This is a genomic window from Polyangium jinanense (assembly GCF_028435365.1).
The window spans coordinates 45,239-63,173 of the sequence record NZ_JAGTJJ010000041.1; the positions used below are offsets into that span (position 1 = coordinate 45,239).

At 69.3% G+C, this 17,935-nt stretch carries 13 protein-coding genes; 9 read left to right on the forward strand and 4 right to left on the reverse strand.

What is annotated here, in order from left to right:
- Positions 1–8 precede the first annotated feature (8 nt).
- On the forward strand, positions 9–2,336 hold the full coding sequence (locus KEG57_RS39430) for a (Fe-S)-binding protein (protein WP_272459468.1): 2,328 nt from the start codon (positions 9–11) through the stop codon (positions 2,334–2,336).
- 159 nt (positions 2,337–2,495) lie between these two features.
- A complete protein-coding gene (locus tag KEG57_RS39435) occupies positions 2,496–2,738 on the forward strand; it encodes a hypothetical protein (RefSeq protein ID WP_272459469.1) in 243 nt (80 codons plus the stop codon).
- 353 nt (positions 2,739–3,091) lie between these two features.
- Here the strand turns inward: KEG57_RS39435 and KEG57_RS39440 are convergent, their stop codons facing one another.
- Entirely contained in the window at positions 3,092–5,362 is a 2,271-nt protein-coding gene (locus tag KEG57_RS39440) for an autotransporter assembly complex protein TamA (RefSeq protein ID WP_272459470.1), read from the reverse strand.
- Positions 5,363–5,439: 77 nt separating this feature from the next.
- Here KEG57_RS39440 and KEG57_RS39445 point away from each other — a divergent pair, with 77 nt between their 5' ends.
- Both KEG57_RS39445 and KEG57_RS39450 read left to right on the forward strand, forming a co-directional pair.
- Positions 5,440–6,009, forward strand: a complete 570-nt coding sequence (locus KEG57_RS39445; RefSeq protein WP_272459471.1) for a QcrA and Rieske domain-containing protein — start codon at positions 5,440–5,442, stop codon at positions 6,007–6,009.
- Positions 6,006–7,757, forward strand: a complete 1,752-nt coding sequence (locus KEG57_RS39450; protein WP_272425800.1) for a cytochrome b N-terminal domain-containing protein — start codon at positions 6,006–6,008, stop codon at positions 7,755–7,757. Before KEG57_RS39445 ends, KEG57_RS39450 begins: the two co-directional genes overlap by 4 nt.
- A gap of 46 nt (positions 7,758–7,803) precedes the next feature.
- Here KEG57_RS39450 and KEG57_RS39455 read toward each other — a convergent pair whose 3' ends face one another.
- Complete coding sequence (locus tag KEG57_RS39455) at positions 7,804–8,505, reverse strand: hypothetical protein (RefSeq protein WP_272425801.1); 702 nt, start codon at positions 8,503–8,505, stop codon at positions 7,804–7,806.
- 636 nt (positions 8,506–9,141) lie between these two features.
- On the opposite strand from KEG57_RS39455, the gene KEG57_RS39460 reads away from it, so the two are divergent.
- The 3 genes from KEG57_RS39460 (at position 9,142) to KEG57_RS39470 (ending at position 10,968) form a co-directional block, all read left to right on the forward strand.
- Positions 9,142–9,738 carry a hypothetical protein gene (locus KEG57_RS39460; protein ID WP_272425802.1) on the forward strand — a complete coding sequence of 199 codons (597 nt, stop codon included), beginning with the start codon at positions 9,142–9,144 and terminating at the stop codon, positions 9,736–9,738.
- 356 nt (positions 9,739–10,094) lie between these two features.
- Positions 10,095–10,292: a hypothetical protein gene (locus tag KEG57_RS39465; RefSeq protein ID WP_272425803.1), complete on the forward strand. Its 198-nt coding sequence runs from the start codon at positions 10,095–10,097 to the stop codon at positions 10,290–10,292.
- A 502-nt stretch (positions 10,293–10,794) separates the two neighbouring features.
- On the forward strand, positions 10,795–10,968 hold the full coding sequence (locus tag KEG57_RS39470; protein ID WP_272425804.1) for a hypothetical protein: 174 nt from the start codon (positions 10,795–10,797) through the stop codon (positions 10,966–10,968).
- A 309-nt stretch (positions 10,969–11,277) separates the two neighbouring features.
- Here KEG57_RS39470 and KEG57_RS39475 read toward each other — a convergent pair whose 3' ends face one another.
- Positions 11,278–14,601: a GAF domain-containing protein gene (locus KEG57_RS39475; RefSeq protein WP_272425805.1), complete on the reverse strand. Its 3,324-nt coding sequence runs from the start codon at positions 14,599–14,601 to the stop codon at positions 11,278–11,280.
- 289 nt (positions 14,602–14,890) lie between these two features.
- On the opposite strand from KEG57_RS39475, the gene KEG57_RS39480 reads away from it, so the two are divergent.
- Both KEG57_RS39480 and KEG57_RS39485 read left to right on the forward strand, forming a co-directional pair.
- On the forward strand, positions 14,891–16,114 hold the full coding sequence (locus KEG57_RS39480) for a thiolase family protein (protein ID WP_272425806.1): 1,224 nt from the start codon (positions 14,891–14,893) through the stop codon (positions 16,112–16,114).
- Between the two features lie 44 nt (positions 16,115–16,158).
- Positions 16,159–16,728, forward strand: coding sequence for a peptidylprolyl isomerase (locus KEG57_RS39485; RefSeq protein WP_272425807.1), 570 nt, complete (start codon positions 16,159–16,161; stop codon positions 16,726–16,728).
- 55 nt (positions 16,729–16,783) lie between these two features.
- On the opposite strand, the gene KEG57_RS39490 is transcribed toward KEG57_RS39485, so the two are convergent.
- Positions 16,784–17,851 (reverse strand): hypothetical protein, encoded by a 1,068-nt coding sequence (locus KEG57_RS39490; protein ID WP_272425808.1) that lies wholly within the window; start codon positions 17,849–17,851, stop codon positions 16,784–16,786.
- Positions 17,852–17,935: the final 84 nt, after the last annotated feature.

Here is a 17,935-nt window from a genome sequence, read left to right on the forward strand (position 1 = left end):
CGCGCGCCATGAATCCGCTCCTGATGTTTCTCATGATCTTCGGCCTGGCCGGGGCCTTCGCGTACAGCGCAGGCCGGCGGTGGTCGCTGCTCCAGGTCGGGCGGCCGGAGGATCGTTTCGACGACGTCCCCGAGCGCGTGAAAGGCACGGCGATCTACGCGCTCGCCCAGAAGAAGATGCATTACTACCGGCTCGCCGGTGCGGCCCACATGCTCATCTTCCTGGGCTTCGTGGTGCTCCTGGCCCGGTCGATCATCCTCTGGGGGCGTGGCTTCGACCCGTCGTTCAACCTCTTCATCCTGGGGCCCGAGGGCTTCCTCGGCCTGCCCCTCGGACACGCCTACGAGTTCCTGAAGGACGTCATCGCGTCGCTCGTCATCGTCGGCGCGCTCGTCTTCCTGTACTTCCGCGTGATCAAGGTCGACCCCCGCATGACCAAGTCGGGCGAGGCGATCCTGATCCTCGGCATCATCATGACGATGATGCTGGCGGACATGCTCTACGACGGCGCCAGCATGGTCCTGCACCACAAGGGCCTCGCGGGCTGTACGGGCAGAAACCTCGAGCCCGAATACTGCGAAGCCGTCCGCAAGGTCGTGGCCCCGCTCGGGCCCGCGCCGACGCAGCCGCTCGCGTGGGCGCCGTTCCCCTCGCCGGCCGGCTCGCTGTTCGCGACCCTGCTCGCCGGCGTGCCGCGCGACACCCTGCTCGTGATCGCCAAGATCGGGTTCTGGACGCACGCGTCGCTCGTCCTGATCTTCTTGAACATCCTTCCGTACTCGAAGCATTTCCACGTCATCACGGCCGTCTTCAACGTCTTCTTCCGCAGCGTCGAGCCGCGTGGGCGCCTGCCGCTCATGGCGCCGAGCGCGGAGGCGATCGGCGAGATGGTCATGAAGATGGCCGAGGAGCCCGCGAAGGCCGAGCCCGTCGGCGTGAACAAGATCCAGGACTTCACCTGGAAGGCGATCCTCGACTTCTACACGTGCACGGAGTGCGGGCGCTGCTCCGACAACTGCCCCGCCCACAAGACCGGCAAGCTGCTCTCGCCGAAGCAGCTCACGCTCAACCTGCGCGACCACCTGTACGACCACGACAGCGAGCTCATCGCGCTGAAGCACGAGGCCGATCGCGTGGGCTCCGCGCTGCCGCGGCCCGAGGCGACGACCGACGACAACGGCGAGGTCGGCCCCTACCGCTCCGAGCCGGAAGGCGCGCAGGCGCAGGCGAACGGCGCGGCCGGCGACGCGAGCAAGGATCTCGTGGCGAACGTGATCCACCCGGACGTGCTCTGGGCCTGCACGACGTGCCGGGCCTGCGAGGAGCAGTGTCCCGTGATGATCAGCTACGTCGACAAGATCGTGGAGATGCGGCGGCACCTCGTGCTCGTGAAGGGCGAGTTCCCGGCGCAGCTCAACGGTCCGTTCCAGGCGATGGAGGTGAACGGCAACCCCTGGAACCTCGCCCGCATGGATCGCGCGAACTGGGCCGAGGGGCTCGACGTGCCGATGATGTCCGACAATCCGAAGGCCGAGGTCCTCTACTGGGTCGGCTGCGCGGCGAGCTATGACGACCGGGCGAAGAAGATCGCGCGGGCGACGGCGCGGCTGCTCAAGGCGGCGGGCGTGGACTTCGCGATCCTCGGGCAGGAGGAGACCTGCACGGGCGATCCGGCGCGGCGCGCGGGCAACGAGTACCTGTTCGCGATGCTGGCCGAGCAGAACGTGGCCACGCTGAAGGGCTACAAGGACCAGGGCGGCGTGAAGAAGATCATCACGGCCTGCCCGCACTGCTTCAACACGATCCTGAACGAATACCCGGACTTCGGCGCGAAGTTCGAAGTCGTGCATCACACGGACTTCCTGCTCGGGCTCGTGGCGGAGCGGAAGCTCTCGCCGAAGAACCCGGTGAAGGGCAAGGTCGTCTTCCACGACTCCTGCTACCTCGGCCGCTACAACGACGTGTACGAGCAGCCGCGCGACATCCTGAAGAGCATCCCCGGCGTGGAGCTCGTCGAGGCGGAGGGCTGGAACCGCAACAAGGGCCTGTGCTGCGGCGCCGGCGGCGCGCAGTTCTGGATGGAGGAGCAAAACAAGGATCGCGTGAACGTGAAGCGCACGCTCCAGCTCCTGCAGACGGAGGCGAAGACGATCGCGACCGCGTGCCCGTTCTGCCAGACGATGATCACCGACGGGCTCAAGGCGCACGGGAAGGAAGAAAGCGTGCGTCAGCTCGACGTCTCGGAAATCCTGCTGGAGAGCTGCCTCGAAGGCGCGCCGAAGAAGGAAAAGTCGAAGAAGGCTGCGCCCGAGACGGAAGCACAGGCCGAGGCCTGATCACGCAAGTTCTGCGATTCCCTCAATTCCCACCAGGAATCGCCTGGTCCACCCCCCCTCGTTCCGGAGCACGTGCGTCCGACGAGAGCCTGAGCTAGATTCGGGCGGTCGCCGGACCGAGGGAGGCAAATGGAGCAACCGCGAAACATGGTTTTTTCCATGGCCATCGATTCGCTGGCCGACGTGGCGCTCAAAGCGCGCGTGACGCCGGAGGACGCGGACGAGCTCCGGTGCGACGCCTGCTCCGAGCTCATCGAAGGAGAGCCGGCCGGTCGAGGGCTGTACGTGTGGACCCGCGGAGACGAGGTCCGCTACGAAGAGCCGCCGCTCTGCGCGCAATGCGCGACGGCCATCGGGATCACGGCGCTCGCCACGTGGAGCGTCGAAGAAGAAGAGGGATAAACCCTCCCCCCCAACACGCCGCTGCGCTGGGGCGTTGCCCCAGGCCCCAGCAGGGGCTGTCCGCCCCTGCACCCGGACCAGCCAGGGGCTGGACCCAGGACGATGAACTGCGCGGTGCGCAGTTCATCGCAAACGCCCGGTCGAGACGGGCGACGCTCTCGCCAACCAAGACAGCCGCGCTGACGTCTCGACGGGCGGGGCGGTCCCACCGGCCTGTTGGAAGAACTGCGCATCGCGCAGTTCTTCCACCCCGAGTCCAGGGCTTGCCCTGGTTCGGGTCGAGGGGCGAATAGCCCCCGCGGGGTCCGGGGCAGCGCCCCGGCGCGACGCCTCGCGATGAGACCCAGCTTCCGTCAGAAAGCTTCGCCGATCGCGATCGTCGTCACGATCGGGAATCCGCCCGTATATCCGAACAAACCGACGTCGTAGGCGAGCTTGGCCTCGTCGCAGATACCGATCTGCTGGGCGCACGGGACGCGGTAGCCGACGTCCACGCGGACCGGGCCGACCGGGGTCGCGTACCGGAGGCCGAGGCCTGCGGACAGGTGCGGGCGGGTGAGCGCGAGCTCCCCGAGGCCCGGACGGACGTCGCTCGCGTCGAGGAAGAGGATCGCGCCGAGGTTGTCGGTGAAGGAGAGGCGCACCTCGAGCGCGGACTCCCAGAGTGTGAGGCCGCCCGTCGGCGCCCACGGCGGCACGGCTCCGCGCGCGGTGTCGCGGAGGGGCACGCTCGCGTGCATGCCGACGCCGTTGTAGATGTAGCCCCGGTTCGAGTTGGGGCCGCCGCTGTAGAAGCCGCGGAATTGCAGGAGCTGCAGGGAGCGGCGGAGGTCGTCGAGCGAGACGTTCGTGCCGTCGACGATGCCGTCGTCGTCCTCGTCGGGGCGTTTCCGCTCGCGGGCTTTGGGTTCGAGGATCTCGAGGGTCTGCTTGAAGTCGTCCGAGCGCGGGATGAGGAAGCCGCCGGCCAGGCGGAAGGCGAGCGTGACGCGCTTGGCGACGGGCACGTAGGCCCGGAACTCGGGCCGCAGGCGGACGTCGTCGGCGGCGCCGGGCAGGAAATACCCCGCGAGCTGGGCGTTGAGGTTCAGGTAGACGCCGCGACGCGGGGCGACGCGGTCGGTCTCGCCGCGGTCGTTTTGACGGAAATCGAGCGTGCCGACGGTCTCCAGGTACGTGAACAGGAGCCGGGTAAAACCCTCGGGCGCGGCGTCGTGCCAGTACAGGAACGGGTCGTCGTACTGCACGTGGATGAACTGCCCGAGGTAGTGGGTGAAGTCGGAGAAGCGACGCTCGAGGCCGAGGGTGACGGCGGCTTCGCGGTAGCCGAGGGCCGGCTCCTTGGCCTCGGGTGTGCCCGGGGCGGGCGCCGTGATGATGTTGAGCGGGCGGTAGACGTTGCCCGCGCCGCGGAGGACGGCCTGCGTGCGCGGCTCGAACACGCCGGGCTGCCGGAGCTCGAAGCGCAGGCGGATCTCGGGGAGGATGTAGCTCGGGCGCGCGAGGAACAGGTTGTAGAGGGCGTTCGGGTAGAACACGAGGCCGGGGCGCGCCTCGATGGCGAAGCGGCGCAAGCCGCCGAGGAAGTTTCTGTCTTCCCAGCTCGCCACGCCGTGCGCCTCGACGCGCCCGCCGGCCTCGGCGCCGAAGCCGAGCTTGACGGCGCGGAGCGCGGCGGGCTGAACGACGATCGTGATGGGTACGACGCTCGTGCGCGGTTTGTCGGGCGGCGGGAGCTCGGGGCGGACGTCGATGGCGCCGAAGATGCCGAAGTCGGCGAGGGCGCGTTCGGCGGAGGCGAGGGTCTTGGTGGAGAAGCGCTCGCCTTTGTGGAAGCCGAGGGCGGCGCGGATCGGTTTTTCGGGGAGCTCGCCGAGGCCCTCGATGCGGATGTCGCCGAACGTGGCGCGGGGGCCGAGCTCGATGTGGTACGTGACGTCGGCGGTGTGGGCGACGAGGTCGACCTTGGCGTCGCCCCGGACGTTCGCGTAGGGAAAGCCGCGGTCGGTGAGCACGCGGGTGATGGCCTTTTTCGTGGCCTCGTAGCTGTTCTCCTCGAAACGTTTGCCGAGGGGGAGCTCGTTTTTCGCTTCGGTGACGGGGCGCGTGACGTCGGCGGCGTCGGGCATGCGCCAGTCGACCCAGGCGAGATCGACCTTCCGGATGTTCACGGGTTTGCCCTCGTGAACGACGATCTCGATGCGGATCTTGCCGTCGGACTTGCGGCGCATGACCCGGCCGGCCTCGACGTGCGCCTCGTAAAACCCGCGGGTGCGGTAGTAGCGCTCGATGCGGGTGAGGTCGCGTTCGAGGACGAACCTGTCGAAGCGCTCGTACTCGACGGCGAGGACGTCGCTCAAGCCGGCGATCGGGATGCCTTGAAGGACGCCGCCCAGGGGGTGCGCGCTCTCCGCGGTGGCGATGCTGTCCTTGATCGCGGCGTCGGGGATCTCGTCGTTGCCGAGGACGTCGACCTCTTCGATGATGCAGCCGGAGAGGTCTTGAGGGTTACACGTCGGGGTTTTGGGGGGCGTGGTCCGGCACGCCGTGGACGTGAGGATGGGCAGGGCGAGGGGCAAAAGCCTGCGCAAGACGACGCGGGACGTGCTCCTGTTCTGCGTCAAGTGACCTCCCCCTCGGGTATCCTCAAGCCGCCGCGCGCGGTCGCGGCGGAGGGAGAGCCTACGAGATGGCGGAGCCAATGCAAAACGACCTCGGCGTCGAGCCGCCGCGGGCCGAGCGTCCCGAGGAACCTTCGCGCGTGGACGGCGGTCGTCGCGGCGCGTTGAAGGTACTCGTCGCGCTGGGCGGCGCGGCGTACGCGGGCGCGATCGTCGTTCCGGCCGTGACCATGCTGGCCCCGTCGTCCGAAGGCGGCGTGGGCGCGGCGCGCTTTCTGCGCGTTTGTCGCCTCGCCGATCTGACCGAGGGCGAGCCGCGGCGCGTCGTGGTCGTCGGCGACGAGCGTGACGCGTACACCGTGACGAAGGATCAACAGCTCGGCTCGATCTGGCTGACGAAGAAGGGCGATGCGGTGTCGGCGCTCAGCGCGGTTTGTCCGCACCTCGGCTGCTCGATCGATCTGAACGGCGACAAGAAGAGTTTTTCGTGCCCGTGCCACACGTCGAGGTTCTCGCTCGTGGGCGCGGCGGAGGCAGGGCCGAGCCCGCGCGGGATGGATCCGCTCGCCGTGCGCGTGGTGGACGGTCACGTCGAGGTGGACTTCAAGCTCTTCCGCCAGGGGATCGCGGAGCGTAAGGAGGTCGGGTGAAGCTCGGCGATTGGCTCGACGAACGGACGGGCTACCGGGCGCTCACCCGGAAGCTCGTGGAAGCGACCGTCCCCGGCGGAGCGCGCTTCGCGTACGCGTGGGGCGCGGCGCTCGGGATCGTGCTCCTGCTCGAAGCGGTGACGGGCATCTTGCTCATGACCGTGTATTCGCCGAGCGCGACGACGGCGTGGGCGAGCGTCGCGTACCTGCAGCAGAAGGTGCCGGCGGGCTGGGTCGTGCGCGGGCTGCACCAGTTCGGCGCGCAGGCGGCGATCGTGCTCGCGGTGATCCACGTGGGCTACGCGATCGTGCGCGGGGCGTATCGCAAGCCGCGCGAGATCACGTACTGGCTCGCGCTCGCGATGGTGGGGCTCGTCGTGGTCGCGGCGCTGACGGGCAATCCCTTGCGCTGGGATCAACGTGGCTTCTGGGGCCTCCGGGTCGAGACGGGGATCATCGGGACGGTGCCCGTGGTCGGCGGCGTGCTCCAGCAGCTCCTCCTCGGCGGAGGCACGCCGGGGCACATGACGCTGTCGCGTCTGTTCACGCTGCACACGGTGGTCTTGCCGTTCCTGCTCGGCTCGATCGCGGCGACGCACTTCTGGCTCTCGCGCAAGCACGGGCCGGCGCTCGCGACGCCCGCGGACGCGGTGAAGTCGGATCGGTACTTCCCGACGCAGGCGGCGCGCGACGTGATCGTGGCGGTCCTGGTGCTCGGCGTGATCGGGGCGCTCACGTATCTGCGGCACGGCGCGCCGCTCGACGCGCCGGCGGATCCGACGAGCGATTATCCGGCGCGGCCCGAGTGGTACTTCCTCGCGCTCTACGAGATGCGAAAGCCCTTCCCGGGCAAGCTCGAGCTGATCGCGACGGTGGTGATCCCGGGGCTCGTCGCGGGCTATCTGTTCGTCCTGCCGCTGATCGACAAGAAGGCCGATCGCGGCGTGATGAAGCGGCTGCCGCTGCTCGTGCCGGTGGGTCTGTTCGGGGCCGCGCTCGGCGTCTTGACGTTCGCGTCGATCCGCACGGACGCCGCCGACGCGGAGTTCGCGAAGGCCGTGGTGAAGGCCGGGGCGCAAGGCGACAAGGCGCGCAAGCTGGCGGAAGAAGGCGTGCCGCCGGAGGGCGCGCTCGCGATGCTGCGCAACCATCCGGAGACGCGGCGCGTGGCGCTGTTCGAGCAGCACTGCGCGAGCTGCCATCGCATGGGCGATCTGGGGCCGCCGAAGGACAAGGACACGGCGCCGGACCTTTCGGGCTTCGGCACGAAGGCGTGGGCGAAGCGCGTGATGGAGGAGCCGGATCACGACATGATGTTCGGCAAGACCGCGTTCAAGGGCGAGATGCCGAGCATGACGAAGCCGCCCGCGGATCCGGAGGCGGCGAAGGCGTTCACGGCGATGAACCCGGCGGACCTCGACGCGATCGCGGACTTCCTCGCGGCGCAAGCGCAAGGGAAGAAGGGCGAGGGCATGCCGGGCGAGAAGCTCGTGGGGCAACGATGCACGAGCTGCCATAGGTTCGACGGCAAGACCGACGACGAGGACTCGCTCGCGCCGGAGCTGCGCGGCTGGGCCTCGGTGCCGTGGATCCTCGCGCAGATCGATGATCCGGGCAGCGGCGCGACCTACCCGAAGGGCGCGATGGATCCGAAGCTCGAAGGCCACATGCCGGCGTTCAAGGAGAAGCTCTCCGAGAAGGACCGGGCGCTGCTCGCGAAGTTCGTGCAGGAACAGGCGGGCAAGTAGGGAAGGTGGCGGCGGTTTTACACCACCGCGCTCATGTCAAGTCGAATCAGGAGGGGGCCACGGTTTCGTCGGCTCCCTTCTTCCGGGGCCTCCGCTCCACCACCGTCGTGTCCTTGAAGTAAACCGAGAACTCGTCCTCGCGCCCGAGCTTCGCCAGGAGGCCACGGACGAGGGGCTTGGCGACGTTCGTGTACGCCTTGAGGAAGGCCTGCCTTGCGGCGACGAGCTCCGCGGTGTGGATGATCTTCGTCCCGACCGTCGAGGTCTTTTGCCCGATCGCCGCGCCGAGATCCGCCTCGGCCTTCACGAGCCGTGCCTTCCACTTGGCCGCTTCCGGGAGAAGCGCGTTCGCGTTCGCATCGAAGCCGGCGAGCACCTTCGCGAGCTTCTTTTGCACGTCGGCGGGCTTCAGCTTTTTGACGTCGCCTTGTTTGCCTCCCGGGAAGAAGGCCTGTTTGTCATGGGGGACGTCGTCGGCGAGCGTGCCGAGGTATTTGAAGAACCGCGTGACCTCCTTGCGCCCGGCTTCTGCCTGCGCCTCGACGTCCGCGCGGCCGCCACGCGCGGCGCTCGTGGTGAGCGTCTGTTTCGAGAGCTCGGCGCTGACGGCGTCCGCTGCGCCTTTCACGTAAGAGAGGAGGGCCGAGACATCCACCAGCGGCGAGGCGCCGACGAGCTTCTGGCCCTCGGTGTAGAGGTGATCGGCATACTCAGCGCACTCCATGTAGTCGATGTAATCGTCGGCCATGAGGTCTCCTCCCGGGACGGGGGGGAATGTCCGTCCAGAACATCGGCATCGTGGCATACGAAAAAGGCTGGAGAGTGAGATAGCGTAGGGGGAGCACGAACTCGGCAGGGGAGAGGGGCGTCGGAGGGCGGGCAGGTGGGGGACCCGGGAGCCGAGGAGGAGGCGGAGGGCGGGCGGGCGGGCACCTCGGCAGGCGAGAGGCATGTCGGCGCGTGGGCGGGTGGGCGCCTGGGGAGCCGATGGGGGCTTCGGAGGGTGGGTGGGTGATTGCCTCGGCAGGGGAGAGGGCGTCGGAGCGCGGGCCGTTGGTACACTCGGCCGGCGAGGGGTTCGTCGGCGCGCGCGTGGATCCACGTCTGGGCGGCTGCGCGACCCATTGGAGCGCCGACTGCGCGAGATGGTTCATCCTGCACGCGTAGAAACCAAGAATCGCAGGTGGAGCGTGCGAGTTGCGGGCTGGCGATCGGAAAGCCTCAATGACCGGAACGGGGAGTCAGGGCCGCGAGGCTTGCGGGGCGCGAGAGGCGAGCCCCAACGGGGCGTCGAGGCGACCGCGGGAGCGTAGGCGGCAAGCGGCGGGCGGATTCGTGCTCACACTTGACCCAGCATCCGGCCGCGTGCCGTATGAGCAGCAACATGTCGATGCGCAAGACTCGATACGGTCTGACCAGGGGGGTGTGGCTGCTGGTCGCTCTCTCCGCCGCGCTGAACATCTCCTGCGGGAACTCCATCCCCGAGGTTTTGCGGGACACGACAGGCGCGACGTTCTCGTTGACGTGCGCTTACAACGAGGGCTGCGCGATAAAGCCCCTCGATGCGCCGCCGCCGGTGCCGTGCAACAGCGGCAGCGGGAGCCCCGGCAGGGTTTTTTATTCGCATTTCTGGCATAGGTTCATCGAGATCTGCTCGGCCGTCGGGTTGGACAGCGGCGCGTGGTTCACGGATCCGTCGATGTGCAGGTTCGTCGCGTGCGACGCGGACGACGAGTGCCCGCAATTTTCGGACGTCGAGTACGTGTGCTCCGGCGGCCTGTGCCAGAACGTCGAGCGGAAGGGAGAGATCAGCGATCCTGGGGACGTGGTCACGCTCTGCATGGCCGACGAGCCGCGCCCCTCGGATTGCCGAGCGCAGACCGACGACCCCGAGGTAGCGGCGCAGTTCGAGCGCGCGCACGCGAGCTGCGATAGCGCGACCGACGTCTGCAAGGTCCCTGCGGATTGCTGGCAGCCCTGAGAGGGTGTTCCGGTGCGTAGCGCCGGGGTTTCACCCCGGATCCGACGAGGGGCTCTGTCTAGCACATCGCGCGGGGGGCCCATGTTCCACGGAAAACCTTACAGGTGAAACGCGAGAAACTACGCCGCGACCGCGGGGCGAGTGCTGCGGGCCGCGTGTACGCCATGAGTGGGCAAGCCCTGAGCCCGCCGAAGGGCCTCGCAAGGGAGGCCCCGTCGCATGTCCCCCTCCAGGTCATCCCTTCCCATCGGCACGCGTGCACGGCGGTGACTCGCGAGCGAGCAACGCTTGCACCGCGGACACCGGCCACGCGCGGTACGACCGTTGCGGTCGAACGAAGCGAGGAGGTGGTCCCCATGAAAACCGCGTTGTTTTCCGCGCTTCTCTTCGCCTTTGCCGCGGCCCCTGCCGCGGAGGACGAGCCGCCGCCGAGCTGCACGACCCAGTGCGAGACGAAGTTTGCCGAGTGCCGGGGATCGGCCCGCGACCCGGTGGATTTTTTGATGTGTAAATACCAGTACAGCTTCTGCTTGGAGAATTGCCCGCCGCGGTGAGGGCGGGCCATCCTGGAAACCTGCCCGCCGCCGAGGCCCTGAGGCTCGATCGCCTAGAATGTGAACAATCGCTCCGAAAATGGAGCGATATGAAGGCCGACACCCCCACGAGAGCTGCCACAGGCTCGACGGCAAGACGGACGACGAGGACTCGCTCGCGCCGGAGCTGCGCGGTTGGGCCTCGGTGCCGTGGATCCTCGCGCAGATCGATGATCCGGGCAGCGGCGCGACCTACCCGAAGGGCGCGATGGATCCGAAGCTCGAAGGGCACATGCTGGCTTCAAGGAGAAGCTGTCCGAGAAGGATCGGGCGCTGCTCGCGAAGTTCGTGCAGGAGCAGGCGGGCAAGCCCTGAGCCCCCGTCGCACGTCCCCCTCCAGGTCATCCCTTCCCATCGGCACGCGTGCACGGCGGTGACTCGCGAGCGAGCAACGCTTGCACCGCGGACACCGGCTACGCGCGGTACGACCGTTGCGGTCGAACGAAGCGAGGAGGTGGTCCCCATGAAAACCGCGTTGTTTTCCGCGCTTCTCTTCGCCTTTGCCGCGGCCCCTGCCGCGGAGGACGACTGCACGACCCAGTGCGAGACGGAGTATGTTGAGTGCCTCGAAGTGTACGATGAGAACACGTGTGGAAGCTGGCTCAGGTCCTGCTTGGAGAGGTGCCCGCCGCTGTGAGGGCGGGCCATCCTGGAAACCTGCCCGCCGCCGAGGCCCTGAGGCTCGATCGCCTAGAATGTGAGCAATCGCTCCGAAAATGGAGCGATGAAGCGCCGAAGCGAGGTCCGGGCGGTCCGGGTGACGCTTGGCGAAGCGCCAAGAGGGGGTTGGAGCGGTCCGGGGGCCCTTCGGCGGAGCGCCGACGGGAGGTGGGAGCGGCCGGGGGGGTCGTCGGCGAAGCGCCAAAGGCGGACTGGAGCCCCCGCTTGACCCCGTCCGTGGAGGCGAGGGGTCGGGCCGTCCTGAAGCGGCGCTCGCCCCGCCCCCTCAGGCCAAGAGCGTCCGCAAACTCGCGATCGTCACCACGAGCTCCGTCGGATCCACTGGCTTCGGCACGTGCATCTGGAACCCCGCGTTCAGCGCGCGCACGCGATCCTCGGGCCGCGTGTACGCCGTGAGCGCGATGGCCGGCACCGTCGCGATCCGATCCGGCGTGCGGCTTCGGATCTTGCGGATGAGCGAGAGGCCGTCGTCGCCCGGCATCGCGAGGTCCGAGACCAGCACGTCCGGCACGAAGTCGGACAGGATGCGCAGGGCCTCGGCCGCGTCGGCCGCGGTCTTCACGGTCGCGCCCGCGATGTCGAGGATCTCGGAGAGGATCTCCCGCGCGTCGGGTTCGTCGTCGACGACCAGGATCGACAGACCCGCGAGCGCGCGCTTCTCGGCGCGGCGTTCGTCGGCCGGCGGGCCCTGCACGGCAAGCGGGCGCGGCTTGGCGATCGGGAGCTTGACCGTGAACTTCGCGCCCGTGTCCGGGCCGTCGCTCTCGGCGCGCACCGTGCCGCCGTGCGCCTCGACGAGGTGACGCACGATCGAGAGGCCAAGCCCGAGGCCACCCGAGGCGCGCGTGAGCGTGCCGTCACCCTGGCGGAAGCGCTCGAAGATGTGCGGCAAGAGCTCGGCGCGAATGCCGCGGCCGCTGTCCTGGACCACGAGCACGGCCTCGTCGCCCGCGCGCGCGAGCCGCACGTCGATACGCCCGCCCTTGGGGGTGAACTTGATCGCGTTCGAGAGCAGGTTCCACACGACCTGCTGGAGGCGGCTCGGGTCGCCGAAGACCGGGACGCTGCCCGGATCGAAGGCCGTATGCAGCGTGATCTCGCGGTTCGTCGCGCCCGGCGTGACGGAGTGGACCGCGGCCTCGACGACGGGGGCGAGCTCCAGGATCGACGGGTCGAGGCGGAGCTTTCCGGCCGTGATGCGCGAGGCGTCGAGCAGGTCGTCGATGAGCTTCGCTTGATGCACGGCGTTGCGCTCGATCGACTCGAGCGCGCGCGGCTGGTTGCCCTCGCGGACGGCGCCGGTGCGGAGCATGCGCGCCCAGCCGAGGATGGCGTTGAGCGGCGTGCGCAGCTCGTGCGAGACGACGCCGAGGAACTCGTCCTTCACGCGGCTCGCCTCCTGGGCCTCGTGGAAGAGGCGCGCGTTGTCGAGCGCGAGCGCGGCGCGCTGGCCGAGCTCCTCGGCGAGCGCGAGGTCGGCCTGGGTGTAGCGCGCGCGCGTGGTGCCGAACGAGAGCACACCGAGGGTGTGGCCTCGCGCGATGAGCGGCACGACGATCGCCGACGTGGTGCCGATGCAGCGCATGATCTCGAGGTGCTCGTCGTCGGCGGCGAGGGCGCGCAAGGAGCCGTCGTCGACGGCGCGGAGCAGCTTCGCCTTGCCCGAGCGCGCGGCCTCGCTGATCGGGTGGTTCTTGCCGAAGGGGTAACGCGAGCGCATGTCGCGCAGGATCGCTTCCTTTTCGGGATCCTCGTGCAGGGCGCTCATGAATTGCGGGGTGCCGTCGTCGTCGAGGCTGCAGACGATGCAGTAGCCCGCGAAGCTCGGCACGGCGACGCGCGAGAGCGCCTCGGAGATGGCCGTCGAATCGAGCGAGGCGTTGAGCAGGGCGCTCGCCTCGGCGAGCAGGGCGAGGCGCCTTCGCTCGATGTCGGCCTCGGCGCGGGCCTTGCGCTCGGCCTCGTAGAGGTAGGCGCGCTCGAGCGACTGCGTGCAGGTGCGGGCGAGGTGCAGGATGAACGCATTGTCCTCGCTCGCGCGCTGGCTCGAGCGGTGGTAGCGCAGCACGAGCCCGCCGATGGCGCGATCCTCGACGAGGAACGGCACGGCGGCGACGCAGTACGGCACGTCGGAGCTGCCGTGCGCGAGGTGCGGGTAACGCGCGCGGAAGGCCTCCTCGTCGTCGAAGAAGAGAGGCGTCTGGTTGCGGACGGCGTCCGTGAGCGGCGAGGCGAAGGTGAGCTTCGTGGAGTCGTAGCGGTCGAGCGTCTCGCGCGTGTGGCCGATGGCGCGGACGAGGTCGAGGTGCTCGCCGTCGGCGGAGACGGTGGCGACGATGGCCTTGCAGCTCGGCAGCATGTCGCGCACGTGGTCGACGATCGTCTCGGCGACCTTGATGCGGCTCATCGTGTCGGAGAGCGCGGCCGTCATGCGCTGCAGGGCGACGAGGCGCATCGTCGCGAGCTCGGCGGCGGCGCGGGCGCGCTCGGTGGCCTCGTAGAGGCGCGCGCGCTCGATGGCCTGCGACGATTGGCGCGCGAGCGTGAGCAAAAACGAGCGGTCCTCGTGCGAGAGGACGCGGGGCTCGCGGAAGGAGAAGAGGATCACGCCCGTGGCCCGGTCGTCGAGCATGAGGGGCAAGCAGGCGAGCGACTTCGGCGGGGCCTGGCCCTCCGGATCGAGCTCGGCGAGGGCCCGCGCTTCGGCGACGGCGGTCTCGGATTCGAGCCAGAGCGGCTGCTTGCGGCGCACGGCCTCGGCGAGCGGACCCGGAGCATCTTCGGCGATGCGGGCGCCGCGCGAGAGCTGGCCGAGCACGAACCCGAGGGCGCCGATGATCTCGAGGCTCCCGTCCTGCGTGCACCGCGCGAGCGCGGCGGCGCGTGCCTCGACGGCGACGAGGCCTTGTTGCAGCACGGCGTCGGCGACCTGCGCGGGCGTGAGGGCCGCGGCCAGGCTCGACGTGAGGGCTTGCAGCCGCGAGGTGCGGGCGGCGGCGCGTTCGGCGGCCTCGCGGGCGCGCTGCTCGGCGGCGTGCAGGCGCGCGTTGTCGATCGCGAGCGCGGCGCGCCGGGCGAGGTCCTGGGCGATCGTGAGATCGGCGTGACCGTACCTTCGGCCCGAGTCGGCCGTGGCCAGCGTGAGCACGCCGATCGTGCGGCCCGAGGCGACGAGGGGCGCGCTGATGGACGAGATCGTGCCGAGCACGGCTGCGGGCCAGAACGGGTGGCTCCGCGGGGTAGGGACGGCGTCGTTGCTCGGCGTGAGCAGGGGCTCGCCACGCGCGAGCAGGCGCGGGCCGATCTCGGCGAGCCACATGCCGCTCTCGCGCGGCGACGCTTGGGGCGTGAGCAGGTGCTCCTTGGCGGGGTCGACGTGCGCGGCCTCGACGCGGTGCAGGCGTCCGTCTTCTTCGAGCAGGTCGATGACGCAGTAGTCGCAGAGCGTCGGCACGCTCAGTCGGGCCAGATTCGCGAGGGTCGTGCGCAGATCGAGAGAACTTGCCAGGCGCTCGCCGGCTCGCGCCAGGAAGGCGAGTTGCTCCTCGGTAGGACCGGGCTCGCGCGCTCGGTGCTCGGTGCTTTTCATGGCGTCCCGTCGGTGCGCGGCGCTCCCCCCCACGCGATGACGTCTCCGAAGCGTACCTTCATTTTCGTCGTGATACGCGACAAAAAGGCCTCGCCGGAGAAAACGTGCGGCGTCCTGGTCCGTCTGCGACGTTCCTCCGAACGCATCACGCGCGCAGGATTTGCGCGCGTGCGCGGCCGCATCGAACGCAGGTGATCCGATGCGCATGAAGGCTCACGTCGCGCGCCGCGGAGGGTGAAAAAAACGAAGCTTTGCGAAGGCTCGGGGGCTGGGACTAGAGTCCCTTCGCATGAGCACGCGACAGTCTCTTTTGCCTCGCGAGGTCTACGTCGTCGACGCCGTTCGCACGCCGATCGGACGTTACGCCGGAGGGCTCGCGAGTGTGCGGCCCGACGACCTCGCGGCGCACGTCGTGTCGGCGCTGGCGAAACGCAACGAGGCGCTCGCCCCGCGGCTCGATCACGTGGTGTTCGGCGCGACGAACCAGGCGGGCGAGGACAACCGCAACGTCGCGCGCATGGCGCTCCTCATCGCGGGCCTGCCGTACGAGGTGCCGGCGGTGACGGTGAACCGGCTCTGCGGCTCGGGCCTCGAGGCGGTCGCGGACGCGGCGCGGATGATCGCCGTGGGTGAGGCGTCGTGCGTGATCGCGGGCGGGGTCGAGAGCATGACGCGCGCGCCGTTCTCCATGCCGAAGCAGGCCAGCGCCTTCGATCGCACGCCGCCGCCGGTCTACGACACGACGCTCGGCTGGCGGTACGAGAACACACGGATGAAGGCGCGTTTCCCGCTGATCTCGATGGGCGAGACGGCCGAGAACGTGGCCGAGAAGTACGGCGTTTCCCGAGAAGATCAGGATCGCTTCGCGGTCGAGTCGCAGCGCCGGGCCGCCGAGGCGTGGAAGAGCGGGGCCTTCGCAGCCGAGGTCGTGCCCGTGCCGATCCCGCAGAAGAAAGGCGATCCCGTGCTGTTCGACCGCGACGAGTCCGTGCGCGAAGGCACGACGCTCGACGCGCTCGCGAAGCTGCCGGCGGTGTTCAAGAAGGGCGGCAGCGTGACGGCAGGCAACTCGTCACCGATCAACGACGGCGCCTCGGGGCTGCTGCTCGCGTCGGCGGAGGTCGTCGCGGCGACGGGCGTGACGCCGCTCGCGCGTGTGCTCGGCAGCCAGACGGCCGGCGTGGATCCGAGCTTCATGGGCGAGGGGCCGATCCCCGCCGTCCGAAAGTTGCTCACCCGCGCGGGCCTCTCGGCGTCGGACGTGGACCTCGTCGAGCTGAACGAGGCGTTCGCGGCGCAGGCGCTCGCGTGTGTGCGTACGCTCGAGATCGATCCGTCGCGGGTCAACGTGAACGGCGGCGCCATCGCGCTCGGCCACCCGATCGGCTCGTCGGGCGCGCGTATCGCCTGCACGCTCGTGCACGCGATGAAGGCGCGTGAAAAGAAGCTCGGCCTCGCGTCGCTTTGCATCGGCGTGGGGCAAGGGATCGCGGCTCTGTTCGAAAAAGTCTGAGGGGGTCGGGGCCAAACGGCCCCAGGTAAAAGGAAGGAAGAGACATGCAATTTCCGGCCATCAACGTGCCCGGCCAAGGGCAGCTTTACGCACGGCTCGTCACGACACTCGGCGACATCATCGTCCGGCTCGAGGAGGAGCGCGCGCCGAACACCGTGAAGAACTTCGTCGGCCTCGCGACCGGCGCGATCGAGTGGCGGGACCCGAAGACCGGGGAGGCCCAGAAGAACAACCCGCTGTACAACGGCGTCCGCTTCCACCGCGTGATCCCGAGGTTCATGATCCAGTGCGGCGATCCGCTCACGCGTTACACGGACACGGCGTCGCGCTGGGGCACGGGCGGGCCGGGCTACAAGTTCGCCGACGAGTTCCACCCGGAGCTCCGGCACGACGGGCCGGGCGTGCTCTCGATGGCGAACAGCGGCCCGGGGTCGAACGGGTCGCAGTGGTTCATCACGGAGGGGCCGACGCCGCACCTCAACAACAAGCATTCGGTCTTCGGCAAGGTCGTGACCGGTCAGGACGTGGTCAACAAGATCGCGAACGTCCAGACCTCGCGGGATCGGCCGAATGTGGACGTGGTGCTCGAGCGGGTGGAGATCTACCGGCAGTAGCCGGAGCGGGCGAAGCGGCGCCGGGCCTCCACGGAGACCCGGCGCGCAGCTTCGATCAGGGCGCGCAGGTCTTGTTCGCGCCCGCGCCCATGCACTTGTTGGTCAAACAATCGGCGTTCACGGCGCACGGGGCGCCGACCTCGCCCTTGCAGACGCCGGCCCCGTCGCAGGCCTTGTTGCCCATGCAGGTCGTCGTGGCGTTCGTGTCGTCCTGGTTGACCGGCACGTTCGAGCACGTGCCCTCCTGGCCCGTGACGTTGCACGCCTTGCACGTCCCGGTGCAATCGGTGTCGCAACAGACGCCGTCCGCGCAGAAGCCGCTCGCGCACTCGTCGTTGGTCGCGCACGCCGCCGCGATGCACTTGTCGGGGCAAGTTCCGCCGCAATCGACGCCGGTCTCCGTGCCGTTCATCACGCCGTCGTCGCAGGCGACGCACGTGTGGTCGGGCAGGCACGTCGCGTTCGCGCCCGTGCAGTCGGCGTCGGCGACACAGGCCACGCACGTGTTCATGTCGCATTTCGGCGTCGGATCGTTGCAGTCGCCGTCGTCCATGCACTCGACGCACATGCCGGCGTCGTTGCACACGCCGCCCTGGCAGGCGTCACCGGGGGTCGGCACGTGCATGGGCGCGCCGTTCACGCAGGCCGAGTCCGTGCAGGGGTTGCCGTCGCCGGGCGGCGTGTCGGACTCGTCGACGGTCTCCCTCTCGCCACCCATGCCGTCGCACTCGAGGTCCTTGCAGTCGCCGTTCGTCGGGTCGGGCAGGCCCATACCGTCGGGCGCGTCGGTCGCCTCGCACATCCCCTGAACGCAGTCCCACGCGCGGCAAGCCGTGTCCGCCGGGCAGTCCGTGGGGTTCTCGCAAGGCGTGCCGCCCATGCCGCCCGAGCCGCCTCCGCCGACGCCGCCCATGCCCCCGGCGCCGCCGATCCCGCCGACGCCGCCCATGCCGCCCGCGCCGCCGATTCCGCCCGCGCCGCCGGTGTTCGACGAGCTCGCCCCACCCCCGAGGCCGCCGGTGCCGCCCGTGGGCTCGAACTGGTTGAAGTCTTGGGTACAGCCCACGTACGTGAGGCCCAGGGCCGACAGAAGAGTTGCGGTCAAGATGGCGGAGCGCTTCACGGCATCACCTCGCTCGGGCGCGCGGGCCCGACTGGAAAGGATGCCCGAAGGTATCACGTCGAGGGCGATCGCAGGAGACCGGCG